The organism is Micromonospora sp. NBC_01655 (assembly GCF_026339755.1).
GTDB lineage: Bacteria > Actinomycetota > Actinomycetes > Mycobacteriales > Micromonosporaceae > Micromonospora.
On the sequence record NZ_JAPEQF010000002.1, the window covers coordinates 20,468 to 43,538 of the forward strand.

Here is a 23,071-nt window from a genome sequence, read left to right on the forward strand (position 1 = left end):
TCCTGGTCCCTGAGTCGCTGGATATCGAGTGCCATCAGGTCTGCGACCCGACAGTCACCCACGTCGCCGTGGTCGTGCCGTTCGTGGCCGTGCAGATGTAGAGCACGCCCGCCGAGGTGTCGATGGCCAGCGACCCGACGACGCACTGGCCGGCGAAGTTGTTCGCGGCGAGCGCGCCCGCCTTGGTGAACGCGCTCGTGGGGATGCCGTTGCCCGGCATCACCTGACCGCCCGTGAGGATCGGCATGTCGATGTCCCTTCTGCGCGCCGGGCGGCGGACCGGACCGGCCCGCCCCCGGCGCCGTCTCAGATACCGGTGACCGTGCAGACCGCGGTGGGCCGGTAGACGATGAACGCGGCGCGCACGTCCGCGCGGACCGCCTGCTTGCCCTCGACGAAGTACGTGCCGTGGCTGTTGGAGACCTGCACGACGATGCCCCGGCGCATCGACAGCTCCGTGAACGAGGTGTCGAGCGTCAGGCCCGTGTTCTGCGTCTGCGCGTCGGACTGGGCGACCGGCAGGCCCCACAGCCGCTCCGGGCCCGCCTCGCTCGGCGACCCCCAGATGTACACGCCGTCGGCGGTGCGCAGCAGCCGGATGTCCTGCCAGTCCAGCGGGTGCATGATGTGCAGGTCCGGGATCGCCCGCCCGACGGTCCGGATCAGGGTCATCGCCTTGTAGAAGGCGTCCGGGGTCGGGTCGGTGCCCTTGGCCTGCGTCTGGATGCCGACAACGTTGTTGATGCCGCGCAGGTTCGGGGCGGTGCCGTTACCGACCAGCACCTGGCCGTCCATGCGCTGGCGCAGCATGAACCGCAGCCGGTTGTCGACGTAGCCGCGGGCCTGGTCGACGTCCTCCAGCTGCTCGTCGGTGATCGGGATGAACGTGGAGACCTTCCGAACCGGGCTGGACACCTCAGTGAGTGCCAGCGCCGACTCCGGGAAGGTGCCCGCCTCCGCGGTCTCCGCCGCGTTGTTGGTGAAGGTCGTCTCCTCCATGTACACCACCGCGGCCTGGGCGGTCGTGGTGGTGGGGATGTAGTCGAGAACCTGGATGGGGCGGGTGGCGTAGTCGACGATCCGGCCGGTGCGGGTCGTCTCCGGCAGCCAGCCGGCCGACGTCTGCATCAGCGTCTTCAGGTCGAGGTCGAGAGTGGCCTCCGGACCGATCGACCCCTGCTTGCCCTTGAACGCGGCCGAGCCGACGAACAGCTCACCGAACGACTTCAGCTCCGGCTGGCCCTGCCCGGTCCGGCCGGCCTTCGTCGAGTCCGGCTCGGAACCCTTCTCCCGGCCGGCGGCGCCACGACGGGCGGCGGCCTTGGCCACCTGCCGCAGGCCCTCGACCTCCTTGCCGACCTCGTCGATCTCGGCGTTCTTCGCCCGGATCCACTCGACCTTCGCCATGGTGTCGCCCTGCAGGGACTTCACCAGCTTCATGTCGTAGTCCGGACCGGCCTCGTCGAGGACGGCGAACAGCTCCTTGTTCTTCGCGTCGAGCTTGCCCTGCGCCTCCTTCAGCGCCGGGAACTCGATCTCCTGGGTGTCGCTCACGCTCACGCTCTCCTTGCTCGTGCGACGGCCCGCAGGTACTCGCGGGCGACGGCCTCGGCCGCCTCGCCGTCGGGGTCGGTGCCCGGGTCGCCGGCCTTCAGCGCCTCGTACGCCTCGCCGAGCCGCTTCAGCTCGTCACCGAGGCGGGCGAGGGCATCGGCGTTGACCCGTGACAGGGACTTGCCTCGCTCAGCGCGGAGAGCGCCCACTCTGCTTGCGCTGGTCATCGCGCTGTCGACCACGCCCATGGCCGCCAGCGCCTCTTCGATCTCGTGCAGCAGCAGCCCGCCGTCGGACTTCGCCGCCAGGGTGCGGGTGCCGATCCCGGCGCCCGCGAGGACCGGCGACACCTCGCCGGGACCGAGCTGCTCCAGGAACCGCACCTGCCGGCCCTCGAACTCGCCGTAGGACTCCTTGGTCGGGTGCACGGAGTACGACCACTCCTGCAACTCACCCATCGCCTTCACGGTGGCGAACGTGTCCCGGCCGTGGGTGGTGTCCATGAAGAACTGGCCGTCGAGGATCGCCTCGGTGTTCGTCGTGCGGACGGTGCCCTTGCCGACCGGCAGGACACCCATCCACGACCGGTGCCCGTACGCGCTGATCTTCCACGGCGCGCCGTCCTCGAACGCGCCCGGCAGGGTGACGTCCCGGTCGGAGTCGATCACGTTGAACGTCGAGAACACCGCCTCGACGGTGCCCTTGTCGACGTCCTTGATCTCCACCCCGCGCAGCGCCTTGACCTGCATCACGCCACCCCCATCAGCATGTCGAGCCGGGCCATGGCCGGCCCGAGCGCGTCGAGGACGACGGCGCCGTCCGCGCACATCCAGCCCTCGCTGCGCTTGACCATCGGTTCCTGATGGCACGGACACTGCGGCACCCCGTCGACCACGTTGACGGTCACCGCGTACGCGATCTTCCGAACCTCGAACGTCACGCCGCGCCTCCTTCGGTCAACGGATCGCCCTGGCCGGCGCCGGGCGGTTGAAGCTGCACGCTGAACAGGCCGGAGTGTCGGCCCACCAGGCGGGCCAGGTCGTCGGTGCGCAGGTACTCGACCGCCGCGTCCGGCTCGTAGCCGGCATCCAGCAGCGACCGCAGCGCCGTCGCCCGGGTCTGCTGAATCGAGGCGACGTCCTTCGCGTCCTCCCGCACGAACGCCGTGTCCCGGGTGTCCGGCCGCAGCTCCGCCGCCGGCCGCGGCAGGGGGAACAGCGTCTCCAGGCTGGCCGCCGCCTCACCCCACAGATGCCGCAGCGTGCCGTCGCCGACGTTGCGCCGAGCGGCGCTGTAGTTCCCGGCGTTCAGACTCGACCCGGACAAGCCCTCGGACAGGCCCACCACCACTGGATGCACGCCGGCCGCCGCCGCGATCCGGGTCTCCCCGCCGCCCTGCACCGCCTTGAAGTCCAGGCTGCGCAGGTCCACCCCGCGCATCGTCACGTCCGCGCCGCCACCGAAGAACAGCGTCTTGTACGCGTTGCGCGGCCCCTCGTGCTGGGCTTTGAACAGCTCGACGAACTCGGCGAACTTCTCCGGCGTAACGTCCTTGTCGAGGCTGACCACGGTGCTCAGCGCGGCGCCGTTCTCGAAGAACCGCGACTTGTGCTCGGTGGCCGCCAGGTCCGCGCCGATCTCCCGCAGCACCGGCGTCAACCAGGACATGCCCCGGAACCGGGCGGCCGGGTCAGGGATCGGCGAGTAGTGGCACACCTCGTCCGGCGTCAGCAGCACCGGCTTCGCCCGCGTGCTGGCACCCAGCCCCGACGTCGGCGGCTCGTACAGCAGCCCCACCACCCGGGCGTCGACCGCGAATGGGTCTTCCGAGTGGGAGCCGATCACCAGGGTCACCCAGTCCGGCCGCAGCCGCGTCAACCGCAGGCCCGGGCCGCGGGCGGCTCGACCGAACCGGCCGACGTCGTCGCACCACGTCGAGTACGAGTTGCCCGCGTACGTGGCGTCGACCTCCATCCACGCCAGCAGGTTCGCCAGCGTGCCCGTCGGCCACGGCCGCCGCAGCAACGCCAACTCCGGCGAGTCGTAGAACGGGCCGAGCTGCCCGTCGACGCGGTCCCGCCACAGCATCTGCACGTCGGCGAACACCCGCAGCCGGGCGTAGCAGCAGGCGAACACCACCGCGTTGCCCTTGCCCGCGCCCTGGACGTAGCCCTCGAACTCGTGCTCGATGCGCTCCCGGTCCGGGGCCGACGAGCCGATCAGCGCGTTGCGCAGCTGCTCCATCCGCCAGAATGGCGGCTCCGACCAGCCCTTCACCTCGCCGCCGGGCCGTCGCATCGCCTGATGCCGGGCGGTCACCCGCTCAAGCGCTGACGCCATCGTCCGCCCGCCTCATCGCCTCGTCGACGCGCGCCTGCCGGGCAGCCCGGGCGTCGTCCCACCCGACCTTCACCGCCGCCGCGCACCAGGTGCACGCCAGCCACAGCACGGCGAACACGGCGAACGCCAGGCGGCCGATCCCGACCAGCAACGCCGCCAGCAGCCCCAGCAGGGTCCGCCCGGCCGGCCACTGCCGGGCCTGCGCGGTGATCCGGTCCACCCGGTCCACCCGCGTCACGTCGGCGTACTCAAGCACCGCCACCGGGGACCTCCTTCGTCTCAGGCGAATGCGGCCAGCGGGATCCGCGACACCGGCCGGTGCAGCCGAGGCGTGGAGTGGCCGAACAGGGCCAAGCTCACGGCCGCCAGGGTGGTGGTATCGACAGCCACGTCCCGGCGCGCCCAAGCCCACGACCCGCCCACGTCCCGCTTCACCGCGCCCCGCGCGGCATCGGTGAGCACGCCCTGGCCGATGTGCGCCACATCCCGGCCACCCACGTCCGGACCGCAGATGCCGTCGTAGAGGAGCTGGCAGCCGGCCACCATGTCCCCGACGTTCGCCCGGTGCACCGTCAACCCGGCGGCCTCCGCCTCCTCGGCCAACGCCTTGTCGTCGATCACCAACACGCTCGGCTGATGCCGCTCCAGTTCCTTCAGCCGGGCCACGACCCACCCGGTGCCCGGCCGGTAATCCAGCACGGTGCCGTCGCCGGCCACCTCGATGTGCCGACCGCCGCCCACAGCCGCCCCAGCCAGCCCGATCGCCGTGTACGACCGGTCCGGCGGCACATACACGCCGATCGCCGGCCGTCCATCAAGCTGCGACGCGGGGTCCTGCGCGTCTGACCACTCGGCCTCGCCGATGACCTGCCACTCCGGCTCCGCTCCACCGACCCACCGAGGCCAGATGCCCAACCGCTCGCGCCCGAAGTCCTCCGGCGACATCGCCCGGAACTCCCGCGCGATGTGCTCCAGGCTGATCCGGATACCCAGGGCCGGGTTCGTCGCCGCCCACAGCCGCTGGTCGCCCAGATCAACCTTGTCGAGGTGGTCCAGGTCGCCGGCAAGACCCCAGTCCCGGTACCCGAGGGCCGGATCCTGCGTCCACGGCGGGTCATCCTCACCCCTCGGTGCGCCCGGGTCGCCCCGGCGCCGAAGCGCGAACATCACCTCGCCGGTCTCGCCGGTCAGCGGCGGCGACGAGGCGTACACGACCTGCGGATTCGGCCGGGCGCTCATAGTCGGCATCAGCGCCGCCTGGTGCACCGGCGTGTACGCGAACGTCTCGTCGATGAGGTTCACGTCGCCGCTGAACCCGCGACCGGAGCCCTTCGACCTAGCGACGAACTTGATTCGGGCGCCGGTGTCGAGGCGCTCCAGCGACTCCTCACCGTTGGTGTTGATGACCTTGATGAGAATGCCGTCAACGTCGTACAGGTTGTCGTTGAGCCTCGTGCCGAGCCGACCCAGAATCCACACGACCCGGCGAAACTGCTCCATCGCCGTCTTGTACTCGTGCGCCGACCACATGATCAGCCGCTCACCGAGGAGCAGCAGACCGGCCAGAGCCCGGGCCTCCAGCACGGCCGACTTGCCGTTCTGGCGGGAGCACCACTCGCAGAACTCGAAGCACGCCCACTTGCCGTCCTCGCGGACCGCGAGCATGGCGTGGATCGAATCCTCCTGCCAGGCGTCGAGCGGCTGCCCGGCCCGGCGCATCAGCTCGACTGCCTCCGGCCCGTACGAGTCGACCGAGGCGGGCTGGGTGTCAACCCGCGGGCTGCGCCCGCCGAGCAATCCGAGCGGTGAGATCCGTGATGCCACCGCCGCCGCCTTCCGTAGCGCTCGCCGCCGGCCTACGCGGCGTTCCCGACCTGCCGCCACCCACGACCCCAGCCCGGGACTGCCGCAGCTCTGCCAGCAACTGCTTGAGCGCCACCTGCTGCTGTCTCGCCTCGGCCAGCGCGTTGTTCAGCACCACCCGGACGACGTCGCCGTCCTCGGACATCGCCTGAAAGGTCATCCAGGAGTCCTCATCGCCACGCAGGATCCGGTCGAGCACGTCCAACCGGTCGGCCGTCCGGCACGCCTCCTCCAGCAGCACCCGCTCGGCCGGCTTCAGCTCCGGCCCCTCGTCGTGCACCTGCTGCCACACTCGGCGGCCCCGGGTGCCGAGGTCCGGCGGCCGGGCCTCGGCCGGCTTCGCTGGCACCCGCGTCACAGCGGCTGTGACATCAGGTGTGACCGTCACACCGTCACAACGTGCCGGGTCGCAAAGCGAGTGGTCACCAGCACGGTGACGGCGCGACCGCCGCTGCCGTTCCGCTGCCGACGTGGCCATGGCCGCCTCCAAGATCCGGCGCGGGGGGAGAGAAACCTGACGGAAGAGCGGAGGGTCAGGGTGCATCACTCTGCGTCGTCAGGGTGCCCCCCTACCCGCACCCTGCGTCACCAAGGGCGGGAGTTGACCGCAGGCTGCTGCGCTCGTGCTGCAACGCGTCGTCGCGCTTGGCCGATCGCTTGTCCTTCGCGTCGGTTGCAGGAGGCATGGGCCAGGCGGCGGGGTCCACCGGTGCCGCCGTACACGCGGGGCCTGAGGTGGTCGAGGTCGAGCTTCTGCGTGGCCTTGTCCATCGGGTGGCCGCACTTGTGGCAGGGCGTGCCTGGCTTGAGGACGGCGAGGGCGCGGGCTCTGGCCTGCTGGTGCTCCCAGCCCAGGCCGCGGTCGGTGGTGGTGGGCATGGTCACCTCCCCCGGACTTCGCGGTGCCCCCGGTGGTTCCTGGTGGTTGGTGCGGGCAGGCCGGCCACCACGTCGGCCTGCCCGCGTCACGCCCTGCGTCCTGTCCCCGGGAACGCAGCAGCCCGGCGGGACCTGAGGTCAACCGGCCGGGCTGTGGGCACACTCCGCCTACGCGGGATGTGAACAAATGATGCGGTCAGGCGGCGGCAAGGTCAAGTCGACGAGGCCGTCCGCGCGCCGAGGTCCGGGTAGCGTGCTCGATGGCGGCGGCCTCGTCGAGCGGGCTGTAGCCGGCGCGCACAGCGAGTCCCTTGCGGTCGCGCCAGCGGCGGACCATGGCGACGGTGACGTCGGGGCCCAGGCGCTCGGCGAGTTGCTCGGCGGTGCCCCACTCCCGGCCCTCCACGGTGATCACGGTCCTAACCGTACCTTCCTAGGCTGATGCGGGTCGCGCCACACATAACAGCGATTATGATGCGCGTTTTCTGAGTGCCGGCTGTGAATATGCGAGCAAGCGCTCCAGCGCACTGGCTGTCCGGCAGGGCTAGCCCTCGTGCGGCACCCTGGCTCAATGACCCCTGAAGAGACCGTTGCTCACGGTGTGGCCATCCTCAGCGTTGCCGTGAAAGGCGACGAGGACGGGGTCCGGAAGCTGCTCAGCTTCGAGGACGCCGACACGACGATCAAGGCCCTGATCGCTGCTGGTGTCACGCTTGCCGAGGTTGCTGGTCAGCGCGGCGGCCAGTCGGCGTCATCGACGCTGGCTGAGCTCGGATTGACGGCGTTGGGCTTCTGACGGTCGGGTGGCCCGGGGCGCACGGTCGCACCCCGGGCCGGAGCGGTCAGCCGCAGTCGGCGCAGAGGCCGTTGCCTTCCTCGTCGTACGCCTGGGCTGCCTCCTCGTCGTCCCACTCGTCGCCGTAGACGTGGTGGCAGATGGCGTGGACGGTCTTCCACTTCGCGATCTCTACCGGCATGGTCGGTCCTCTCGGGTCGGTCGGGTCAGCGGGTCTGGGCGTGTGCGGCCCCGCGACCGCACCGAGGACGGCGGCCCGGGGCCAGATGTGAGCGGCACCCTCCACCGCGCCGGGCATCCCGCACGGGCAGCCGCGGCCGACGCAGAGCCGGCCGGTGGCGCAGACGACGGTCCAGGCCTCGACGGGGCCGGCGGCCTGCACGACGAGCTGCCGCTCCCCGCAGTGCGGGCAGGCGACGCCGGGCAAGGGCTTGCGGTCTGGGCTGAGGCCGACCGCGGCGCGGACCCAGGTGTCCTCGTCGACCAGGTGCCGGTGGACGACGGCGGCGGTGCCGGGCTGGAGCTGCGGGATGGCGGTGATGATCTGGCCGAGCGGTCCGAGGTCTGCCGGCGTTCGGAGCATGCCGGCGATGCCGGTGAGGCGGCGTTCCGCGCGTTCGGCCAGCGTCGCCCACCGGTTGATCCGTTCCGTCCGCTGGCTGGCAAGCAGGAGGCCGCTCACGGGGTCGCTGTGGCCGCCGCTGGCGTGTCGGCTGCCCCAGCTCGGGGAGCGGAGGCTGTCGGCGGCTTCGAGGCACTCAGCGAGGATCTGGGTGGCCTCGTCCTCGGTGAGCTTGGTGAGCCGGGCGAGCGCGGCGTGAAGCGACCAGGCGGCGGCCAGGGCGTGGAGGTGGTGCGGGCTGATCACGGTGCTCCTCAGGCGGTGAGGTCGAACAGGTCGCCCTGGCCACCGGCGGCGGCCGGGGGGCGGGCGTCGATCGGGTCGGGCATGTCGGCGGGCAGTTGCTGGAGGGCGAGCAGTCCACCCTTCGTCTCGCCGACCGGGGTGAAGCCGGCGCGGCGGTAGCAGCGGCCCGGGTCGCGCTTGCGGCGGGTCTTGGTGGGGTCGACGAAGGTGACGATCCCGAGGGGCGGGACATCGGGCCAGTGCGCGCGGGTGGCGGCGACGGCGGCGGCGATGAGGTCGGAGGCGAGGTACTCGCACTCCGGCTCCCGGCGGAACAGGCTGTTCATCCACGCGCCGGCCCAGGCATGGCGGACGTAGGCGGCGATGGGCCAGGAGGTGACCCAGAGCGCGTCGGCGGGGTCGGTGAGCAGGACGAGGCAGCGTCCGGGTGGGACGAACTGCGGCGAGCCGGGCTTCTGGCGGTTGTAGTGGCGGTCGGCGAGGGGTAGGGCCCGAGGGTCGGCGCGGCTGGATCGGCGCCACGGCTGGCTCACCTGGTCCTCCTGGTGCGGATGAGCGGCGGGATGGCCTGGGCGGTCCAGACGGCGGCGAGGGCGACGAGGACGAGGGCGCCGTCGCGGGTCCAGGCGTCGGCGGCGGCGGCGAGGGTGGCGGCCGTCCCCGCCACCAGTGCGGCGGCGGAGACGGCCAGGACGCGGCGGGCGGTCACGAGGTGGCGTCCACGTCGGCGGGGGCGTCGCGGTGCGGGCACGACTGCCAGACGCGGCCGTCCTCGTTAACCAAGTCGACGATCAGCGCGTACGGGGCGTTGGGGTGCTGCTCGATGCGGCGGACGGTCCAGGTGCCGCGCCATGGCGATCCGGGCACGTTGTAGGTGCGCCGCTCGCCGCGGCGCACGTCGGCCCAGGTGCGGACGGGGGCGGCGGTCTCCACGTTGGCGGGCGCATCGGTGGCGAACAGTTCCATCTGTCCCTGCACCGGTCAGCCCTCCCGCCATCCGGTCGCCGGGCGGTACGTCCAGGTCTTGCGATGCTCGTCGCCGACCCACTCCTGCACCTCGGTGGAGCGGCCTGGCCACCCGGCGTACGGGCCGTGGGGGCGGGCGCGGTGCTGCCGCACGCCGACCTGCGCGGCGGCGAGGGAGCCGTACACGCCGAGGATGGTCAGGGTCTCCTCGTAGTCCTGGACCGGGTCGACGGCGATGAACACGCGGGCGGAGTGCGGGGTCGCGGCCACCGGTCAGCCCTCCACCGGCGTGTTGGCCGGGTTGGCCGGGCAGGTGGTGGTGCAGGTCGACTCGGGGCCGAGCGAGTGCTGCTCGCACGCCGGGTCGACGGGTCCGGTACGCACCGACCACGCCGAGGGGGTGAGCGTCCGCTGGATGACCTCGGCGCTGACGCACCGCCAGCCCGGGTTGTCGGCGCGGGCCCGGGCGTGGCGGGCAACGGTCAGCTCGGCGAGGGCGAGGTCGACTCTGTCGAGCGTCTCGGTGGTGCCGTCAGCGAGGATGAGCCGGACGCCGTACTCGGTGCGCTCTTCGGCGGGCTCGTCCTGCGCGCGGTCCGGGGCGGAACCGGGGGGCCGCGGCGTGGGGACGGTCTCGGCCCGCTCGGTGGCGGCCTGGAGGGCGTTCTCCCAGGGGCAGTTCATGCTGCTGTGCTCGCCGATCTGGGCGCCGGTGAGGCGGGCGATGGCGGCGGCGAGGTTGTCGGCCATCTGCTCGACGCGCTCGTACTCCTTGACGGTCTCGCCGTGAGCGCGGTTTTCGCGGTCGAGGTCGTCGACGAGCCGCGTCTTCCACCGGGTGGCCTCGGCGTCGAGCTTGTCGCGCTCCCGGCGGGCCTCGTCGCGCTCGGCGGTGAGCTGGCCGATCAGCTCGGCGACGGAGGCGGTGGGGCTGGCCAGGCCGGCGGCGTTGAGGGCGGCCCAGGCCTGGCTGATGGTGCCGAGGGCCTCGTCGCGCTCGCCGCAGACGGTGGTGACGATGCCCTGCCAGTAGTCGGCGGTGGCGTGGGCGTCGTCGCACGCCCGGCGGGCCTCGTCGCGCTCGCGGATCACCTCGTCGCGGTCGCGGACCATGTTGCGGGTCTCGGCCTGCTCGCGGCCGAGCTGGATGCGGAGGTCGTCACGCTCGGCCTCGATGCGGTCGGCGTCGGTGGGCGCCGGGCGGTCCGGGGCGAAGATGCCGGCGGTGCGGGCCTGGCGGAGGGCGTCGGCGGGGCGGATGAGCGGGATGCGGTCGGCGTAGGTCATGGCGGTGTCCTTCCGGGTCAGGCGAGCTGGGCGGCGGTGGGCCAGCGGACGGCGTCCAGGGCGGCCCGGTGGTTCTTCGGCATGTCGGCCGGCGGGTGGCCGAGGTGGTCGAGGCCGGCGGCGCGCAGCCACCAGGCGTCGACCTGGTTGTCGTCGGCGAGCTCGCGGCCGGCCCGCTTGTAGAGCGCAACGGCCATCTCGGGCTTGCCGGCGTTGCCGCGGCCGGTGGCGTACTTCTTCAAGCTCGCGGGGGTGATGAGGGCGTACGGGGTGCCGAGGTGGAGCAGGTAGGCGCGGACGGCGCCGTGGACCATGCCGGTGATGCCGGCGGCCTTGGCGTGGGTGGGGAGGTCTTCGATGACGACGAGGTCGATGGAGCGGCCGTCGACGGCGCGGCATACCTCGTCGGTGATGGCGAGCAGTCGGGAGTCACCGGTCTTCTTCGTCGCGACGGTGTAGGTGCTGCCGTCGCACCATGCGATTCCGGTGGCAGTTATTGAGAGGTCGAGTCCGATTACGCGGGGGCCGGTCATTTCTCTCCGATCAGGTCTTCGATGGTGAGTTGGGTGGGGCCGGTGCATTTGTGTTCTGCGTGGACGGTGCCGCGCATTGTGTTGGCGGCGATTCGGTGTTCGTCGCGGATGACGAGGTGTTTGTTGGCGGTGTGGGTGTAGGTCCATCGGCCATCGAGGAGTGCGTTGATTTCTGCGGCGCGGTCGGGCAGCGGGGTGGCGTCGACGCGGACGGGGAGGCCTTCGTCCAGGGCGGTGAGGAGTGCTGCGTGGCAGCGGGGGCACCGGGCTTCGGTGGCGGTGGTGGAGATGAAGTGCTGCCTCATCGGGTCCGCCTCGGTTGACCGCCTGCGGGGTTTGGGGGTTTGCCGGGTTTTCTGCGACGGACGCCGGGAGTGCCACCAACCAATCGGTTACGATGTGTAGTCGCTTGGTCGTTCAGGGGCGCGCGGGGGGCCGAAAGAAACCCGGCAAACCCCCAAACCCCGCAACTCACGACTCACCCCTGTCCGAGTTCGCCCGTATCTGCCACTCTTTGATCCCGTCGCGGTCCTTGCCGATGCAGCGGACAGCCAGACCACCGGCCCACCGGCCCTCGCGGTTGGCGAGCCACCGACCGAGAGACTTGGCGATGCCCACCGGACCTTTCGGCGCCTTGGCGGCCTTGGCGGCGAGCTCGTCCGGCAGCGCTTCCGCAGGAATCAGCCCAGGCGCGATGAGGTTGCCGGTGTCGACGTCGCTGAGGAGCTCTTTTGCCGTCCAGGCCCGATCCTTATACGCCTTGAACACGGCAGCCAAGAAAACCGACCATTCGTCGTCGTCGGTGCCGACTTCCACCTGAGTGGAGACGTGATCGAATTGGCCGGCGATTCCGGCGGTGGTGATAATGCCTTCTACGGTGCGGACCCATCGGGCGTAACTGTCGCTGGCTCTTTCGACCGGTAGCGGCTTTCCGGCGGCCACCCAGGCACGCACCAAGGTCAGGAGTGCGTGGAGCAATTCCCCGCGCCGTTCCTTCACCCAGCCTTCCAAGTTGTCGATGGCGAAGCCGGTGCGCAGTTCTGGGTTGGGCTGGCCGGGGTCGATGACGGTGCGGATGGTGCGCCGCGGCAGGTCACCGCCGATGGAGATGTTGTTGCCCGTGACGGTCCAGATGCGGTCGTTGGTGGACCGCGTCCAGGAGGTGGAGCCCAAGGGCCGGTCGTCCCACAGGTCGGTGGTGAGCAGACCGGCGAGGGTGCTGCTCTTCAGTGCGCCGCTCACGTTGTCGAGGACGACGACGGGCCCGGTGGTGATGGAGAGGATGGCGGTGATCTGCTTGCGCAGCTCGGCGTCGTCCTCGGGCAGCTCAGCGCGGAACACCCCGCCGTGGATGTGCCGGGCGAGATTGGCGAGCAGGGTCTTGCCGGAGCCGGGCTGGTGGGCCTCGATGGCGTGGAGCTTGTACGGCGGCGGGGTCAGCGACCGCAGCAGCGGGGTGAGCAGGGCACCGAGGTAGTTGGCGCGGTAGTGCTCGGAGATGAAGGGGAATCCGTCGATCATCTCCAGGAGCAGCTTCACGGCATCGCGGACGTCGCTGTCGGTGGGCTGCTCGGGGACGCGGGGCACGACGAGGCCGGGCTCCGGGAGGTGCAGGAGTCCGGTGGCCGGGTCGTACCCGGGGGCTTCGATGAGGCTGCCGTCGGGGCGGACGACGGGGGTGTGGATGACGCCGCGCAGCACCCGCAGGTTGGGCAGCATGTCGGGCACGTCGATGGCGGTGCGTGCGGCGGGCCGGGGAAAGAGAGCCTGGACGGGTACGTCCTCTTCGCCTTTCTTGGTCCAGCGGAAGCAGCCGTAGGTGTAGGTGATCCTGCTGGCAAGGGTGGAGTCGTTGACCGGGCGCACCTGGGCGGGGCCGTCGTTGTTGGTCTCGACGTCGGTGAGCGGCACGTACCCGTCTTCACCCTCGCGAGGGGTGTGGACGATGGCGTCGAGGCGGCGGAACAGGCCGGCGAGCTTCCCGCGCCCTGCCTCTTCGCGTAGCCAGTCGGCGGCGACGGCCGGGTTGGTGACGTCGATCTCCGGGGTCCAGATCCGTGGCGGCGTGCGGGCCGGGTCGGCCGGGGTCGGCTCGGTCGCAGGGCTGCCGGCGGCAGTCGGCGTGGCGGTGGCCGGGCCGGGCTGGTGGAGGTGGCCGACGAGGTCGCGGATCATCGTGGCCTGTTCGGTGGCCGGGTCGGGCAGTCCGCTGCCGAAGCCCTGCTGGCCGAGTGCCCGGGCTGCGGCTTTGTGGTCGCCGCCGAAGTGCAGCGCCGCGTATGCGCCGAACTTGCTGTAGGACTCGCCGCCGTCAAGCGGGGCCGCGCTGGTGGTGAAGACGTGGAGTCGGTCGGTGCCGAGGGCGTTGGTGGAGGCGCTGATGCCGGTGGGCTTGCCCGGTCGGGTCCAGTAGGTGACGTCGTCGTCGGAGCGGTAGTGCTCGCGCCACCCGGCAACGCCGAGGACCTGTGACCATTCGGTGCGGGCGTTGAAGTCCTCGCCGGGGTGGACCTGGCCGGGTGCTCGGGTGCCGTTGGTGGGTCCGCTGATGATCGGGCTGGCCGCCGTCGGTGGGGTTGCCGGGGCCGGGGCGATGCGCTGCATGGCGGCGTCGAGGGCTACCTGGAGCTGGGCGACGGTGTACCGGTGCGGGATGGCGCCGACGATGCGGCAGGGCCGGGCGAGGCCTTCCTTGCGGTTGACGGTGCCGGGGATGCGGAGCACCCGGGCGAGGTCGCCGACGCCGCGGCCGTACCGCCAGCCCATGGAGGCGGCGGCGTGTTCGATGATCCGCTGCCAGTCCCGGGCGAGGGCCTTGGCCTGGTCGAGGTTGTCGGGGGTGATGGTGTGCGGTTCGGTGAGGAGCCAGATCGGGTAGAGGCCTCCGCCGGAGTGCACCCAGATGGTTGGCTCCGGGAGCCCGGTGGCGGCGATGACGGCGCGGCCGGCGGTCTCGTCCGGGGGGAGGTCCTGTTCGGCGTGGCCGGGGCCGGCGAGGTCGAGGTCGGCCCAGAGGGCGGGCAGGGCGGCGGAGTCGGTGGCGCCGCCGCGGCCGCCGATGGTGCGGTCGGTGCGCAGGGTGGTGATCCGGAGGTAGATGCCTTCGCGGCCCTGTTGGTCGAGGTAGCTGGCGTACGTGGTGGCGGCGTCGAGGTCGCCGAAGATGCGGCCGGTCCAGTCGCCGGTGGAGCACACATGCACGTGGCCCGGGGAGTCGCCGTGGAGGATCCCGAGCCAGCGGCGGACGGCGGCCAGGTCGATGGTGACGCCTGCCGCGCTGCCTGCCGTCGTGATGGTCATCGATGCTCCGATCTGGGTGGGGCAGCCCCCGCCCCGAAGGGCGGGGCGGGGGCTGCTAGGAACGGTTGAGCGGGTGGGTCAGAACGGGATGCCGGCGCCCGCGGTAGGGGCCATGGCGGCGGCGATGGCCCGCTGCTGCATCTCGGGCAGGGCGGCCCACTTCTCCGGGTCCATGCCGGCCGGGCACGGGATGGCGCCGGCGGCGGGCTGGGTGATGCCGAGGGACTGCGCCGCTGCCGGGGCGGCGGGGGCCGCCGGCGTGAGCATCGGCGCTGCCGGGGCGGCGGGGGCCGGGCTGACCGGAGCCTGCGCCGGCTGCCCGCCACCGTTGCCACCGAGGAGGCTGCCGGGGTCGATCGCGGGGGCGCCGTACTCGGCGGCGAAGGTGTACGGGTCGCCGACGGCGCCGCTGCCGCCGACCCGCCGCACGGCGAGCCGGCCGCCGATCTCCAGGCCCTTCGCGCCGATCCGCTGCACGGCCTCCCGGACCGGGCTCATCATCCGCGGCGAGATGTGCAGGCGCCGCTTGCCGTCGTCCTGCTCGTTGGCCGGGTCCCGCTGGTCGGTCTGGAGGGTGACGACGATCTGCATCTTCGGGTCACCCGAGGGCCAGAAGTCCAGCTCGTCGGAGTTGAACTTCTTCATCTGCTCGACCTTCGGCGTCTCGGCGATGGTGCCGATGACGGTGTGGCCGATCGGGTTGTCTTTCCAGTTGACGGACTTGACTCCGCCACCCATGAGCAGGGCGTTTGCGTCCATGACGTTCATGACGTTCTCCTTCTTGAGGGGTGGTGTGCTACGCGATGAGGCCGCGGAGCTGATTGGTGATCTTCTGGTCGGTGTCGCCCGGGCAGCCGGTGGCGTCGGCGGGCCCGCCGACCCGGCGGAACGGGCACCAGTCGCACGCCTTGCCGGGGGTGGCCGGCACGGCGGGCCACCGGTCGGGGTTGGTGGCCACGTCCAGGCCGTGGGGGCCGATGAGGTCGTGGGTGGCGAAGTACCGGTCGATGGCCCAGTCGGCGATGTCGGGTCGGTACTCCTCCGTCCACTCCGCGCTGTCGGCGTAGTCGTGGGAGCGGGCCAGGAAGACGAGCCGCACGTAGCGCACGTCCCGGCCGGCGCGTTCGTGGCCGCGGCCGTAGAGGTGTGCCTGGATGCGGTACTCCGGCTTGACCAGCTCGGCGTTGGGAACCGTCTTGCGCTTGACCGCACGCAGCGCGGTGACGCCGGTGTACTTCCAGTCGACGACGCACGCGTGGTCGGTGTCGAAGGCGTCGCCGTGGCCGGTGATCGGGTCGACGCCGGGCAGCCCGGGGTCGACGGTCAGCTTCTCCTCGATGACCCACCGGTCGCGGCCGAGCTGCTGGTTGTGGAAGCGCAGGGCTTCCTCCATCAGTCCGTGCATGGCGGTGCCCTGCATCGGCGCCCACGGCGGCCGCTTGTCCTCCGGCTGACGGACGATGCCGGCCAGCTTCATGGCGATCTGCCGCTGGCACGGGGTGCCGAGTTCGGACGGGCCGAGGCGGGTCTGCTGGCTGCGGGGCCGGGACGCGTCGAGGTCGCCCAGGACCTCCCGCATCTCGGCGACCGTTGACGGCGGCGGGCCGGCCGGCGCCGGCGCGGGGGCGGGCTGGTCGATGCGCAGGGACGCGATGAGCGCGGCCAGCTCGGCGTCGGAGACAGCGGCGGTCATGCGCGGTCCCGGATGGTCTTGGCGTGCGCCTCGCGCTCGTTGAGCAGCATCTCGCGCAGTTGCTCAACGTCGTTGGCGGCCTGGCGCAGGGCCTCCAGGTCGCGGGCGTACAGCGGGTGGCCGCCGATGACGTCGTAGATGCCGTCGCCGTTGGCGGCGATGTACTCGCCGACCCGCTCGGCGGCGGCGTAGAGGTTGGGCAGGTCTCGGCTGTCGTCTTCGATGTCCTCCGGCTGGCCCGGGATCACGTCGACGTGGGTCAGGGCGACGCACGCGCCGTGACCGGTCACCCAGACAACCGGGGTGTGGCCGCTGAGCAGCTGCGCCTCGGTGCGGGTCTGACCGCTCTTGGCCGGGTCCTGGCGGGTGCCGGTCCAGTAGCGGACCCAGCTGCCGACCGAGTGCTCTGTGTTGAAGGCGTCAACGCGGTCCTGATCGGCGCCGATGTCGATCTGGCTCATGCGAGGACTCCGTTGAGGCTGGGGACGATGACGGCCTGCTTGGCTGCCCGCGTGACGGCGGTGTAGAGCCAGCGGCGGCCGTTGACGTGCCCCTCGATGGCGGCCGTGGCCGGCCCGAGCGTCTTTGCGTGCTCGCGGTACGCCGCGCCGTAGAACACCGAAGACTCGTCGACGACCAGCACCCGCGGCCACTGCGACCCCTGGCTCTTGTGGGTGGTGATGGCTTGGGCGAACGTGGCGGCGACGATGGTGCCGCGGCCGTCGCGCTTGGCCTGCTTCTCGCCTTCGAGGTCCTTGAAGCCGGACGCCCAGACGGTGAGGTCGCGTTCGCTCCCCTCGTCGTCGCGGACGACCAGGCGGTGCCGGTCCGGCCGGTCGGAGTCCAGAGCGTCAATGACGTCGAACTGCTGGCCGTTGAACACCTCGGCCTCGCCGGAGTTCGCCAGGGCGATGATCCGGTCACCGGACTGCGGGGCGCCGATGAGGCCGCGCAGGGCCCGGAGGAGGTGCACGGCCTGCCAGCGGGTGGCGTTGCGGCCGACGAGGACCTGGTCGAAGGCGAGCAGGTCGGCGATGGACAGGCGGTCGACGCGGCCGGAGTCGCCGTCGCGGCCGCCGATGCCGTAGTCGCGCCGGCCGGGTTCCGAGTTGCGGATGGCGGTGGCCATGCGGGTGACCGGCGAGTCGAGGGCGGACCGGTGGATCTCGGTGAGCAGGTGGTCGGCGGCGTGGTTGATGAAGTAGCCGCCGCCGTCGACCGGGGGCAGCTGGGCCGGGTCGCCGAGGCACAGGATCCGCGTGCCGAAGCTGAGCAGGTCGTAGGCCATGCGCTCGCCGACCATCGACACCTCGTCGAGGACGAGGAGGTTCGCGGCGGTCAGTTCGGTTTCGTCGCGGAGGATCCAGTCCGGGGAGTCGATCTTCGACTGCTCGTGTGCAACCTGCCGGGCCAGCTCGGCCCGCTCGGCCGGGTCGTCGGTGTCGCGCAGCTGCGCCTTCAGCTCCTCCAGCCGCTTGCGGGCCTTTTCCACAGGCTGGTAGATCAGGCTGTGGACGGTGGACGCGTTGTCGCAGCCCTTGCTCCGGAGCACGTAGGCGGCCTTGCCGGTGAACGCGGCGTAGAGGGCGGACACACCTAGGCCTTCGACGATGTGTCGGGCGAGGGTGGTCTTGCCGGTGCCCGCGTACCCGAACAGCCGGAACACCTGGCTGGTGTCGTCGGCGAACCAGTCGGTGATCCGCTGGATGGCTTCCTGCTGCTGCGGGGCGAACTCGAGTTCGCGGGTGGCGGGCGCCGGCGGCGGGGTGGGCGGGTCGTCGGTGCCGACGAGGTCGGCGAGCCGCAGGTCCAGATCGGTCACGCCTGCTGCTCCTCTCGGGTGTCGGTGGTGGGGTGGCCGGCGGTGGCCCACTGGTCGAGGGGCCCGGCCGGGGCGCCCAGGTCGGCGCGCATCTCGGCGAGCACGTCGTCACGGGACGCCGGCACCGCAGGGATGACGGCCGTGTCGGCGGCGGTCACGGCCGGCATGACGCCGGTGCGCTCCTCCGGGCCGGCGGGCAGCGCCCGGGCCGGGTCCTGCCACGTGGTCGGGTTGAGGCGGAGCCGGTCCGCCGGGTGCAGCGGGCTGTAGTCGGGGCCGACGGCCTGGACGGTGTCCGGCCGGTGCAGGCCGGTGTAGGCGCGGCTCACCGGGCCGCCTCGGCGGGCGGGCGCACGACCGTCAGGCGGAGCTTCCGCTTGATGTAGGCGTGCGCCCGCGACGACGTCACCTCGTAGTCCTGGACGATGTCCCCGTCGGCGTTGAGAACGTCGAGGACGCCGTAGCCGGACTTCGGGTCGGCGGAACTGTTGCGGATGTAGCCGAGCGCGCGGAGGCGGTGGAGGAAGCGCGCGACGCCGGCCCGGCCCTGGGTGAACTCGACCTCGCTGTAGGCGCGGCAGTCGTCGTTCGGGAGGGCCCGGAAGAGCGTGAGGCCGGTGGCGTCGGGGTGCAGCGGGGCCAGCTCGTCGGTGCTCATCGGCCCTCCGCCTCGGCGTCGGCCCGGTCGAGGGCGATCCGCATGGAGGCGGCCTGCTGCTCGGTGGCGGCGAGCGCGTCCTCCAGCCGGGAGGTCCGGGTCTGCTCGGCGGCCAGGGCGGCGCGGAACCGGTCCGCCTCGGCGGTGAACTCGTCGGCCAGCGCGGCGTTCCGCTCCTGCCACTTCCGGGTCTCGGCCTGCTCGTCGGCGAGCCGGCGCAAGACCGGCCCCATGCGCTCACCGAGCCAGCTCACGAGGTTCAGGCAGTTGAAGTCCTCACCGCTGGCCGGGTGAGTGTGGGCCTTGATCTCGCCGAGCGCCTCGCGGAGCTGGGTGATCAGCAGGTCGGTGGCGGGGCGGATGGCGTCGAGGTCCAGCGCGGTGGTCGGGGTGTCGGTGGTCGTCATCGGGCATCTCCCGGGTGGGTCAGAGGCAGCTCGGCCACGTACGCCTGCCACCAGTCGGTCAGCGAGGGGCGACGGCCCTGCCGGGCGTCCAGTTCGTCGCGCAGGGCCTCGTTGCGGGCGGTCAGCCGGTCGCAGGCCGCCGACAGCAGGTCCACCTCGTCCGCGCGGGACCGGGCCTCCGCCCGCAGCGCCCGGATGCGGTCCGCCTGGTGCCGCACCCGGACCGACAGGGAGCGCATCTGCCGGTCGGCGAGGACCAGCAGCCGGACCAGGACGGCCACGGTGGCGGCGAGCACGGCGACGGCGATGATCAGGGCGGCCATCACGCAGCGCCCCGCTCGCGCCGGTCCCACTCGGCGGCCGTCACGTGCTGCTCGGCGAGCCGGCGCAGGTCGAAGGGCGGCATCACGATCACCGGGGCGAGGTCGAGGCCGGCGGCGAACTCCGCGCAGTCGCAGTACTCGCCGAGCAGCACGTCGCCGCAGCAGGGCTTGAGCTGGACGGTGAACACGTCGGCGGAGGTCCGGCGGCCGGTCGCGGACCAGCCCTCCACCCCGGTCGGCAGCACGCCGGTGGTGGGCTGCTCCTCCAGGTCGCCGCGGTCGTAGCGCAGACCCGTCGCGTCGAAGTCGGGGCCGGGGCGGCTGCCGGAGCCGGTGCCGGGGGTAGGGCCGAGAGGCTGCACCGGGGGCAGGTCCGGGGCCGTCACTGGACACCGCCGGCCTGCTGCGCCTCCAGCTCGGCGACGTCGCAGAAGCTCTGCACGTCCACCAACCAACCCGGCATCCCCGGGCAGTTCCGCCCCTTCGCCTCGTAGGACCGGAACGGCCGCCGGGGCCCCCGCATGGTGCTGCCGTAGGCCGGCGTCTCCAGTCCGAGGAAGGCGGCCCAGCTGTCCACGCTGGCCGGGTCGTTGTCGGCCAGGTGGACGGTGAAGACGGTGTTGTTCGACGGGATCCACGTCTCGTCGGGGATGGGCAGGCCGGCGGCGACCCCGGCGAGCACCAGCTCGTAGGCGGCGCGGCGCGGGTCCAACTCGACCTCGGCGACCTCGGCGTTGACGTCGGCGATCCGGGCGGCGAGGACGTCGACCGCGCCAGCGGGGATCGTCAGCTCGTCCTTGGTCGTCCGCAGGACCGTGACGCCCTCCTCGACGTCGTACGACGCCGCCGCGCCGTCCGCCATCGTCACCGTGACGTCGTCGCCGTCGCGTACCACGTCGGCGACCAGGTCGCGGGTGCCGTCGCCGTAGACGACGGACAGGCCGGCCGCCAGGTACCGGGCCTTGATCGTGCGCGGCTGCTCGGCCGGGATAGGGTTCGGGTGCATCTGGACTCCTTGCTTCGCGGTTGGTGTGTCCGGGTGTGGAGCCCTCGCGCCGTTGCACCGGCCGGGGGCTCGCGTCGTGTCGGGTGCTGCTACCTGACCGGCGTCGGCTTCGGGGCGTGCGGCCCCGACTGCCCCGGCCGGCCCGGCTGGATCGGCGCGGGCACGTGCGGCCCGGGGTGCAAACGCGGCGGTTGCGTGACGGCGGCGACCAGCTCCAACTGCTCACCGAGCCGCGGTGGCTGGAGCCCGCCGAGGCGGCGGTGCAGGCGGCCGGGGCCGGTGCCAGCACCGCCACCTGGTCCGGTGCCACCGGATCCGCCACCCGGGTGCGTCATGCCGCGCTCGCCTTGTCGGAGTCGCCGTCCGGCAGGTTGGCGATGAACTCGGCAAGGGCGTCGGCGGGGACAAGCCGGCGGCCGTCGAGCCGCTTGGTCCGGATGCGGTTCTTGGAGATCAGCATCCAGACCTTGCGGGGGGTGACACCGAGCCGGTAGGCGACGTCGTTGACGGGATACAGGTCGCGGGTTGCGGGCGGGGCAGTCTTCTCAATCTCGGGAATCACTGAGAAATCCTTTCTCGTGTTCGAGAAGACCGTACGCCACCGGCCGGGTTCTCGACATCGGGAAGGACTCATACTTTCGGTCAGTTCTTGTTGATCTCCTGTACGTCTATGGTCAAGCCATGCAGAGCAATTCAGGCTTGCTGGGGGGCCGCGTCCCGGTCCGACCGATGCGGCTCCTCAGCCCGCCGCGGCGTCGTCGAGATCGGGAATTCTTCCGTGGACAGGAAGGCCTTCCCGATCACGGGAAATACCGTCTGCGCATGTCAACATCTGCGCAGGTCAGGGCCGCTAAGTTCGGTCGTCTCGTTGACCGCGCGCTACGCGAGGCCCGCGAGCGCGGCATGACCATTGACGAGATCGTCAAGGCGACCGGGGTCAGCTCGGCGACGCTGTATCGGTGGCGCAGCGGCGAGTGGACAAAGGACCCGCGCGCCAGCCAGGTCCGGGGCTTCTGCGAAGGCCTCGGCGTGTCGATCCGCGTGGCGTACCAGACGCTCGGATGGGCCGAGGACGGGGAGCCGCAACCGTCCGAGCCGCTGGATCTGGAACCCGACATGCAGGAGGTCGCTCGCCGGCTGCGCGATCCCAACGTCTCCGAGGCCGAGAAGCAGGAGATCCGTACCATGATCCGCTACCTGGCCCGGCGTCGCCGCGAGCGCGAGGCGGACTGAGCATGGATGTGCCGCACTGGCGGGACGTGCCGGTCACCCTCGGCCCCGACGGGCTCTACCACGCCAAGGTGACTGTCGGCCGAAAGCCGAACGGACAGCTCGACCGCCGGCACCGGTCCGGCAAGACGGAAGCCGATGTACGGGGCAAGCTCCGCGACCTATTGAAGAAGGTGGACGCCGGCCACAAGCCGCGCGTCGGCCGCACGCCGACCGTCGAGCAGTGGTTCACCACCTGGCTGACCGACATCGCCCCGTACGGCGCGAAGCAGCTCGCCCGGCGCAGCCTCGACGACTACTGGTCCCGCTGCCGCAACTGGATCTTCCCGCACCTCGGCGGGCTCCTGGTCGACGCGCTAGAAACCGAGGATCTCGACCGGCTGTACAAGGCGATGTACTCGAAGAAGCCGAAGCCGTGCTCGGAGGGGCACGTCCTGAAGACGCACGCGGTGATCCGGCGAGGGCTGGAGATCGCGCTGCGGCGTGGGCGGGTTACCCGGAACGTGGCGAAGCTGATGGACCCGCCGGGCGCGCCGACGACGGCTCGGGAATCCCTGTCGCGAGACGAGTCGCGGGCGGTCCTGGAGGTGGCGCGGCGCCGCCGCAACGGCGCCCGCTGGTACGTAGGGCTCGCCATCGGCCCCCGGCAGGGCGAGACGCTCGGGCTCCGCTGGCCCGATCTGGACCTGGACAACGAGGTCGTCACGATCCAGTGGCAGCTGCAGCGGCTCACCTGGCGGCACGGCTGCGACGACCCGCACGCGTGCGGTGCCCGGCCGCGGCCGAAGAATCGCAAGGGGCTGCACCGGTTCGAGCCGTGCCCGAAAGACTGCAAGCGGCACAAGGGAAAGCGCGGCTGCCCGCCGCCGTGCCCGCGCGATTGCGAGGGACACGCATCAACGTGCCCGAACAAACAGGATGGAGGACTGGTGATTACGCGTCCGAAGGGTTGGCGACGCCGGCCGCATCCGCGTGTTGTCGCGTTGCCGCCCGGGGTGGCCCAGTTGCTGCGGGAGCACCAGGAGGCGCAGAAGGCCGAAATGCGCGAGGCGGGCACCTGGTGGAAGGCGAACGATTACGTGTTCTGCCATCGGGACGGCCGGCCGATAGATCCGCGCGTCGACTGGGCGGAGTGGAAGGAGATTCTCCGGGAAGCTGGGGTGCCGGAAGCCCGCGTGCATGTGATGCGGCATTCCACCGCAACGGCGCTGCTGGAAATGGGTGTGGACATCTCCATCGTTCAGGAGACGTTGGGGCACACGGACATCCGCACGACCCGTGGGTACCAGGACGTCGGGGTGGAGCTAACCCGTCGTGCCGCCGCGGCGATGGAGGCCGGGATGTTCGGTCCGAGCCAGCCTGCGGCGAAGCCGGAGAACTTGGCCACTGTCACCGATCTTGTCACCGAGCGCCGCCGCCGCCGATCTTCCTGATAGCCGGACACCGATACGAGCAACGGCAAAGGCCCTGGTCACCGAAGTGACCAGGGCCTTTTGCTACCCCGAGCCGCCTGACGGAATCGAACCGTCGACCTACGCATTACGAG

General features: G+C 71.6%; 33 protein-coding genes and 1 pseudogene. 3 read left to right on the forward strand and 31 right to left on the reverse strand.

Features of this window, described 5'->3' with window-relative positions:
* Positions 1-34 precede the first annotated feature (34 nt).
* The 10 genes from OOK41_RS31655 to OOK41_RS31700 all read right to left on the reverse strand — a co-directional run bounded on the left by OOK41_RS31655 (position 35) and on the right by OOK41_RS31700 (position 7,051).
* Entirely contained in the window at positions 35-247 is a 213-nt protein-coding gene (locus tag OOK41_RS31655) for a hypothetical protein (protein ID WP_266268142.1), read from the reverse strand.
* Between the two features lie 59 nt (positions 248-306).
* Positions 307-1,554, reverse strand: a complete 1,248-nt coding sequence (locus OOK41_RS31660) for a phage major capsid protein (protein ID WP_266268144.1) — start codon at positions 1,552-1,554, stop codon at positions 307-309.
* A 2-nt stretch (positions 1,555-1,556) separates the two neighbouring features.
* Positions 1,557-2,303, reverse strand: coding sequence for a hypothetical protein (locus OOK41_RS31665; protein ID WP_266268146.1), 747 nt, complete (start codon positions 2,301-2,303; stop codon positions 1,557-1,559).
* Positions 2,303-2,494 (reverse strand): hypothetical protein, encoded by a 192-nt coding sequence (locus OOK41_RS31670; RefSeq protein WP_266262347.1) that lies wholly within the window; start codon positions 2,492-2,494, stop codon positions 2,303-2,305. Before OOK41_RS31670 ends, OOK41_RS31665 begins: the two co-directional genes overlap by 1 nt.
* Positions 2,491-3,894 carry a phage portal protein gene (locus OOK41_RS31675; RefSeq protein WP_266268147.1) on the reverse strand — a complete coding sequence of 468 codons (1,404 nt, stop codon included), beginning with the start codon at positions 3,892-3,894 and terminating at the stop codon, positions 2,491-2,493. Before OOK41_RS31675 ends, OOK41_RS31670 begins: the two co-directional genes overlap by 4 nt.
* A complete protein-coding gene (locus OOK41_RS31680; protein WP_266268148.1) occupies positions 3,878-4,156 on the reverse strand; it encodes a hypothetical protein in 279 nt (92 codons plus the stop codon). Before OOK41_RS31680 ends, OOK41_RS31675 begins: the two co-directional genes overlap by 17 nt.
* 17 nt (positions 4,157-4,173) lie before the next feature.
* Positions 4,174-5,718 carry a hypothetical protein gene (locus OOK41_RS31685; protein ID WP_266268149.1) on the reverse strand — a complete coding sequence of 515 codons (1,545 nt, stop codon included), beginning with the start codon at positions 5,716-5,718 and terminating at the stop codon, positions 4,174-4,176.
* Positions 5,663-6,106: a hypothetical protein gene (locus tag OOK41_RS31690; protein WP_266268150.1), complete on the reverse strand. Its 444-nt coding sequence runs from the start codon at positions 6,104-6,106 to the stop codon at positions 5,663-5,665. Before OOK41_RS31690 ends, OOK41_RS31685 begins: the two co-directional genes overlap by 56 nt.
* 236 nt (positions 6,107-6,342) lie before the next feature.
* Positions 6,343-6,636, reverse strand: a complete 294-nt coding sequence (locus OOK41_RS31695) for a hypothetical protein (protein ID WP_266268151.1) — start codon at positions 6,634-6,636, stop codon at positions 6,343-6,345.
* A gap of 196 nt (positions 6,637-6,832) precedes the next feature.
* Positions 6,833-7,051: a hypothetical protein gene (locus tag OOK41_RS31700; RefSeq protein WP_266268152.1), complete on the reverse strand. Its 219-nt coding sequence runs from the start codon at positions 7,049-7,051 to the stop codon at positions 6,833-6,835.
* 156 nt (positions 7,052-7,207) lie between these two features.
* Between OOK41_RS31700 and OOK41_RS31705 the strand changes: the two genes are divergently transcribed.
* The gene (locus OOK41_RS31705) at positions 7,208-7,432 is read left to right on the forward strand and encodes a hypothetical protein (protein WP_266268153.1); all 225 of its coding nucleotides are present in this window, start codon (positions 7,208-7,210) and stop codon (positions 7,430-7,432) included.
* A gap of 46 nt (positions 7,433-7,478) precedes the next feature.
* On the opposite strand, the gene OOK41_RS31710 is transcribed toward OOK41_RS31705, so the two are convergent.
* The 21 genes and pseudogenes from OOK41_RS31710 to OOK41_RS31810 all read right to left on the reverse strand — a co-directional run bounded on the left by OOK41_RS31710 (position 7,479) and on the right by OOK41_RS31810 (position 20,857).
* Positions 7,479-8,300 carry a hypothetical protein gene (locus OOK41_RS31710; RefSeq protein ID WP_266268154.1) on the reverse strand — a complete coding sequence of 274 codons (822 nt, stop codon included), beginning with the start codon at positions 8,298-8,300 and terminating at the stop codon, positions 7,479-7,481.
* 8 nt (positions 8,301-8,308) lie between these two features.
* Complete coding sequence (locus OOK41_RS31715) at positions 8,309-8,833, reverse strand: hypothetical protein (RefSeq protein ID WP_266262356.1); 525 nt, start codon at positions 8,831-8,833, stop codon at positions 8,309-8,311.
* On the reverse strand, positions 8,830-9,009 hold the full coding sequence (locus tag OOK41_RS31720) for a hypothetical protein (protein WP_266268155.1): 180 nt from the start codon (positions 9,007-9,009) through the stop codon (positions 8,830-8,832). Before OOK41_RS31720 ends, OOK41_RS31715 begins: the two co-directional genes overlap by 4 nt.
* Positions 9,006-9,266, reverse strand: a complete 261-nt coding sequence (locus OOK41_RS31725; RefSeq protein WP_266268157.1) for a hypothetical protein — start codon at positions 9,264-9,266, stop codon at positions 9,006-9,008. Before OOK41_RS31725 ends, OOK41_RS31720 begins: the two co-directional genes overlap by 4 nt.
* A 15-nt stretch (positions 9,267-9,281) precedes the next feature.
* Entirely contained in the window at positions 9,282-9,536 is a 255-nt protein-coding gene (locus OOK41_RS31730) for a hypothetical protein (protein ID WP_266268158.1), read from the reverse strand.
* 3 nt (positions 9,537-9,539) lie between these two features.
* Positions 9,540-10,553 (reverse strand): hypothetical protein, encoded by a 1,014-nt coding sequence (locus OOK41_RS31735; RefSeq protein WP_266268159.1) that lies wholly within the window; start codon positions 10,551-10,553, stop codon positions 9,540-9,542.
* Positions 10,495-10,617 (reverse strand): annotated as a pseudogene (locus OOK41_RS31740) (cellulose-binding protein); the annotation flags it as partial. The pseudogene OOK41_RS31740 and the gene OOK41_RS31735, both read right to left, overlap by 59 nt.
* A complete protein-coding gene (locus OOK41_RS31745; RefSeq protein ID WP_266268160.1) occupies positions 10,571-11,086 on the reverse strand; it encodes a hypothetical protein in 516 nt (171 codons plus the stop codon). The pseudogene OOK41_RS31740 and the gene OOK41_RS31745, both read right to left, overlap by 47 nt.
* Positions 11,083-11,391 carry a hypothetical protein gene (locus OOK41_RS31750; protein WP_266268161.1) on the reverse strand — a complete coding sequence of 103 codons (309 nt, stop codon included), beginning with the start codon at positions 11,389-11,391 and terminating at the stop codon, positions 11,083-11,085. Before OOK41_RS31750 ends, OOK41_RS31745 begins: the two co-directional genes overlap by 4 nt.
* Positions 11,392-11,557: 166 nt before the next feature.
* Positions 11,558-14,386, reverse strand: a complete 2,829-nt coding sequence (locus OOK41_RS31755; protein WP_266268162.1) for a hypothetical protein — start codon at positions 14,384-14,386, stop codon at positions 11,558-11,560.
* Between the two features lie 78 nt (positions 14,387-14,464).
* A complete protein-coding gene (locus OOK41_RS31760) occupies positions 14,465-15,154 on the reverse strand; it encodes a hypothetical protein (RefSeq protein WP_266268163.1) in 690 nt (229 codons plus the stop codon).
* A 28-nt stretch (positions 15,155-15,182) separates the two neighbouring features.
* Complete coding sequence (locus tag OOK41_RS31765; protein ID WP_266268164.1) at positions 15,183-16,079, reverse strand: hypothetical protein; 897 nt, start codon at positions 16,077-16,079, stop codon at positions 15,183-15,185.
* Positions 16,076-16,540: a hypothetical protein gene (locus OOK41_RS31770; RefSeq protein ID WP_266268165.1), complete on the reverse strand. Its 465-nt coding sequence runs from the start codon at positions 16,538-16,540 to the stop codon at positions 16,076-16,078. The genes OOK41_RS31765 and OOK41_RS31770 overlap by 4 nt, the downstream gene beginning before the upstream one ends.
* The gene (locus OOK41_RS31775) at positions 16,537-17,901 is read right to left on the reverse strand and encodes an ATP-dependent RecD-like DNA helicase (protein WP_266268166.1); all 1,365 of its coding nucleotides are present in this window, start codon (positions 17,899-17,901) and stop codon (positions 16,537-16,539) included. The genes OOK41_RS31770 and OOK41_RS31775 overlap by 4 nt, the downstream gene beginning before the upstream one ends.
* On the reverse strand, positions 17,898-18,230 hold the full coding sequence (locus tag OOK41_RS31780) for a hypothetical protein (RefSeq protein ID WP_266268167.1): 333 nt from the start codon (positions 18,228-18,230) through the stop codon (positions 17,898-17,900). Before OOK41_RS31780 ends, OOK41_RS31775 begins: the two co-directional genes overlap by 4 nt.
* Positions 18,227-18,559, reverse strand: a complete 333-nt coding sequence (locus OOK41_RS31785; RefSeq protein WP_266268168.1) for a hypothetical protein — start codon at positions 18,557-18,559, stop codon at positions 18,227-18,229. Before OOK41_RS31785 ends, OOK41_RS31780 begins: the two co-directional genes overlap by 4 nt.
* The gene (locus OOK41_RS31790) at positions 18,556-18,966 is read right to left on the reverse strand and encodes a hypothetical protein (RefSeq protein WP_266262370.1); all 411 of its coding nucleotides are present in this window, start codon (positions 18,964-18,966) and stop codon (positions 18,556-18,558) included. The genes OOK41_RS31785 and OOK41_RS31790 overlap by 4 nt, the downstream gene beginning before the upstream one ends.
* Positions 18,963-19,289 (reverse strand): hypothetical protein, encoded by a 327-nt coding sequence (locus tag OOK41_RS31795; protein ID WP_266268169.1) that lies wholly within the window; start codon positions 19,287-19,289, stop codon positions 18,963-18,965. Before OOK41_RS31795 ends, OOK41_RS31790 begins: the two co-directional genes overlap by 4 nt.
* Positions 19,289-19,675, reverse strand: a complete 387-nt coding sequence (locus OOK41_RS31800; RefSeq protein WP_266268170.1) for a hypothetical protein — start codon at positions 19,673-19,675, stop codon at positions 19,289-19,291. The genes OOK41_RS31795 and OOK41_RS31800 overlap by 1 nt, the downstream gene beginning before the upstream one ends.
* Entirely contained in the window at positions 19,672-20,295 is a 624-nt protein-coding gene (locus tag OOK41_RS31805) for a hypothetical protein (RefSeq protein ID WP_266268171.1), read from the reverse strand. The genes OOK41_RS31800 and OOK41_RS31805 overlap by 4 nt, the downstream gene beginning before the upstream one ends.
* A gap of 331 nt (positions 20,296-20,626) precedes the next feature.
* A complete protein-coding gene (locus OOK41_RS31810; protein WP_266268172.1) occupies positions 20,627-20,857 on the reverse strand; it encodes a helix-turn-helix domain-containing protein in 231 nt (76 codons plus the stop codon).
* Positions 20,858-20,976: 119 nt separating this feature from the next.
* On the opposite strand from OOK41_RS31810, the gene OOK41_RS31815 reads away from it, so the two are divergent.
* Positions 20,977-21,528 (forward strand): helix-turn-helix transcriptional regulator, encoded by a 552-nt coding sequence (locus tag OOK41_RS31815; protein ID WP_266268173.1) that lies wholly within the window; start codon positions 20,977-20,979, stop codon positions 21,526-21,528.
* A gap of 2 nt (positions 21,529-21,530) precedes the next feature.
* Entirely contained in the window at positions 21,531-22,958 is a 1,428-nt protein-coding gene (locus OOK41_RS31820) for a site-specific integrase (RefSeq protein ID WP_266268174.1), read from the forward strand.
* Positions 22,959-23,071 lie beyond the last annotated feature (113 nt).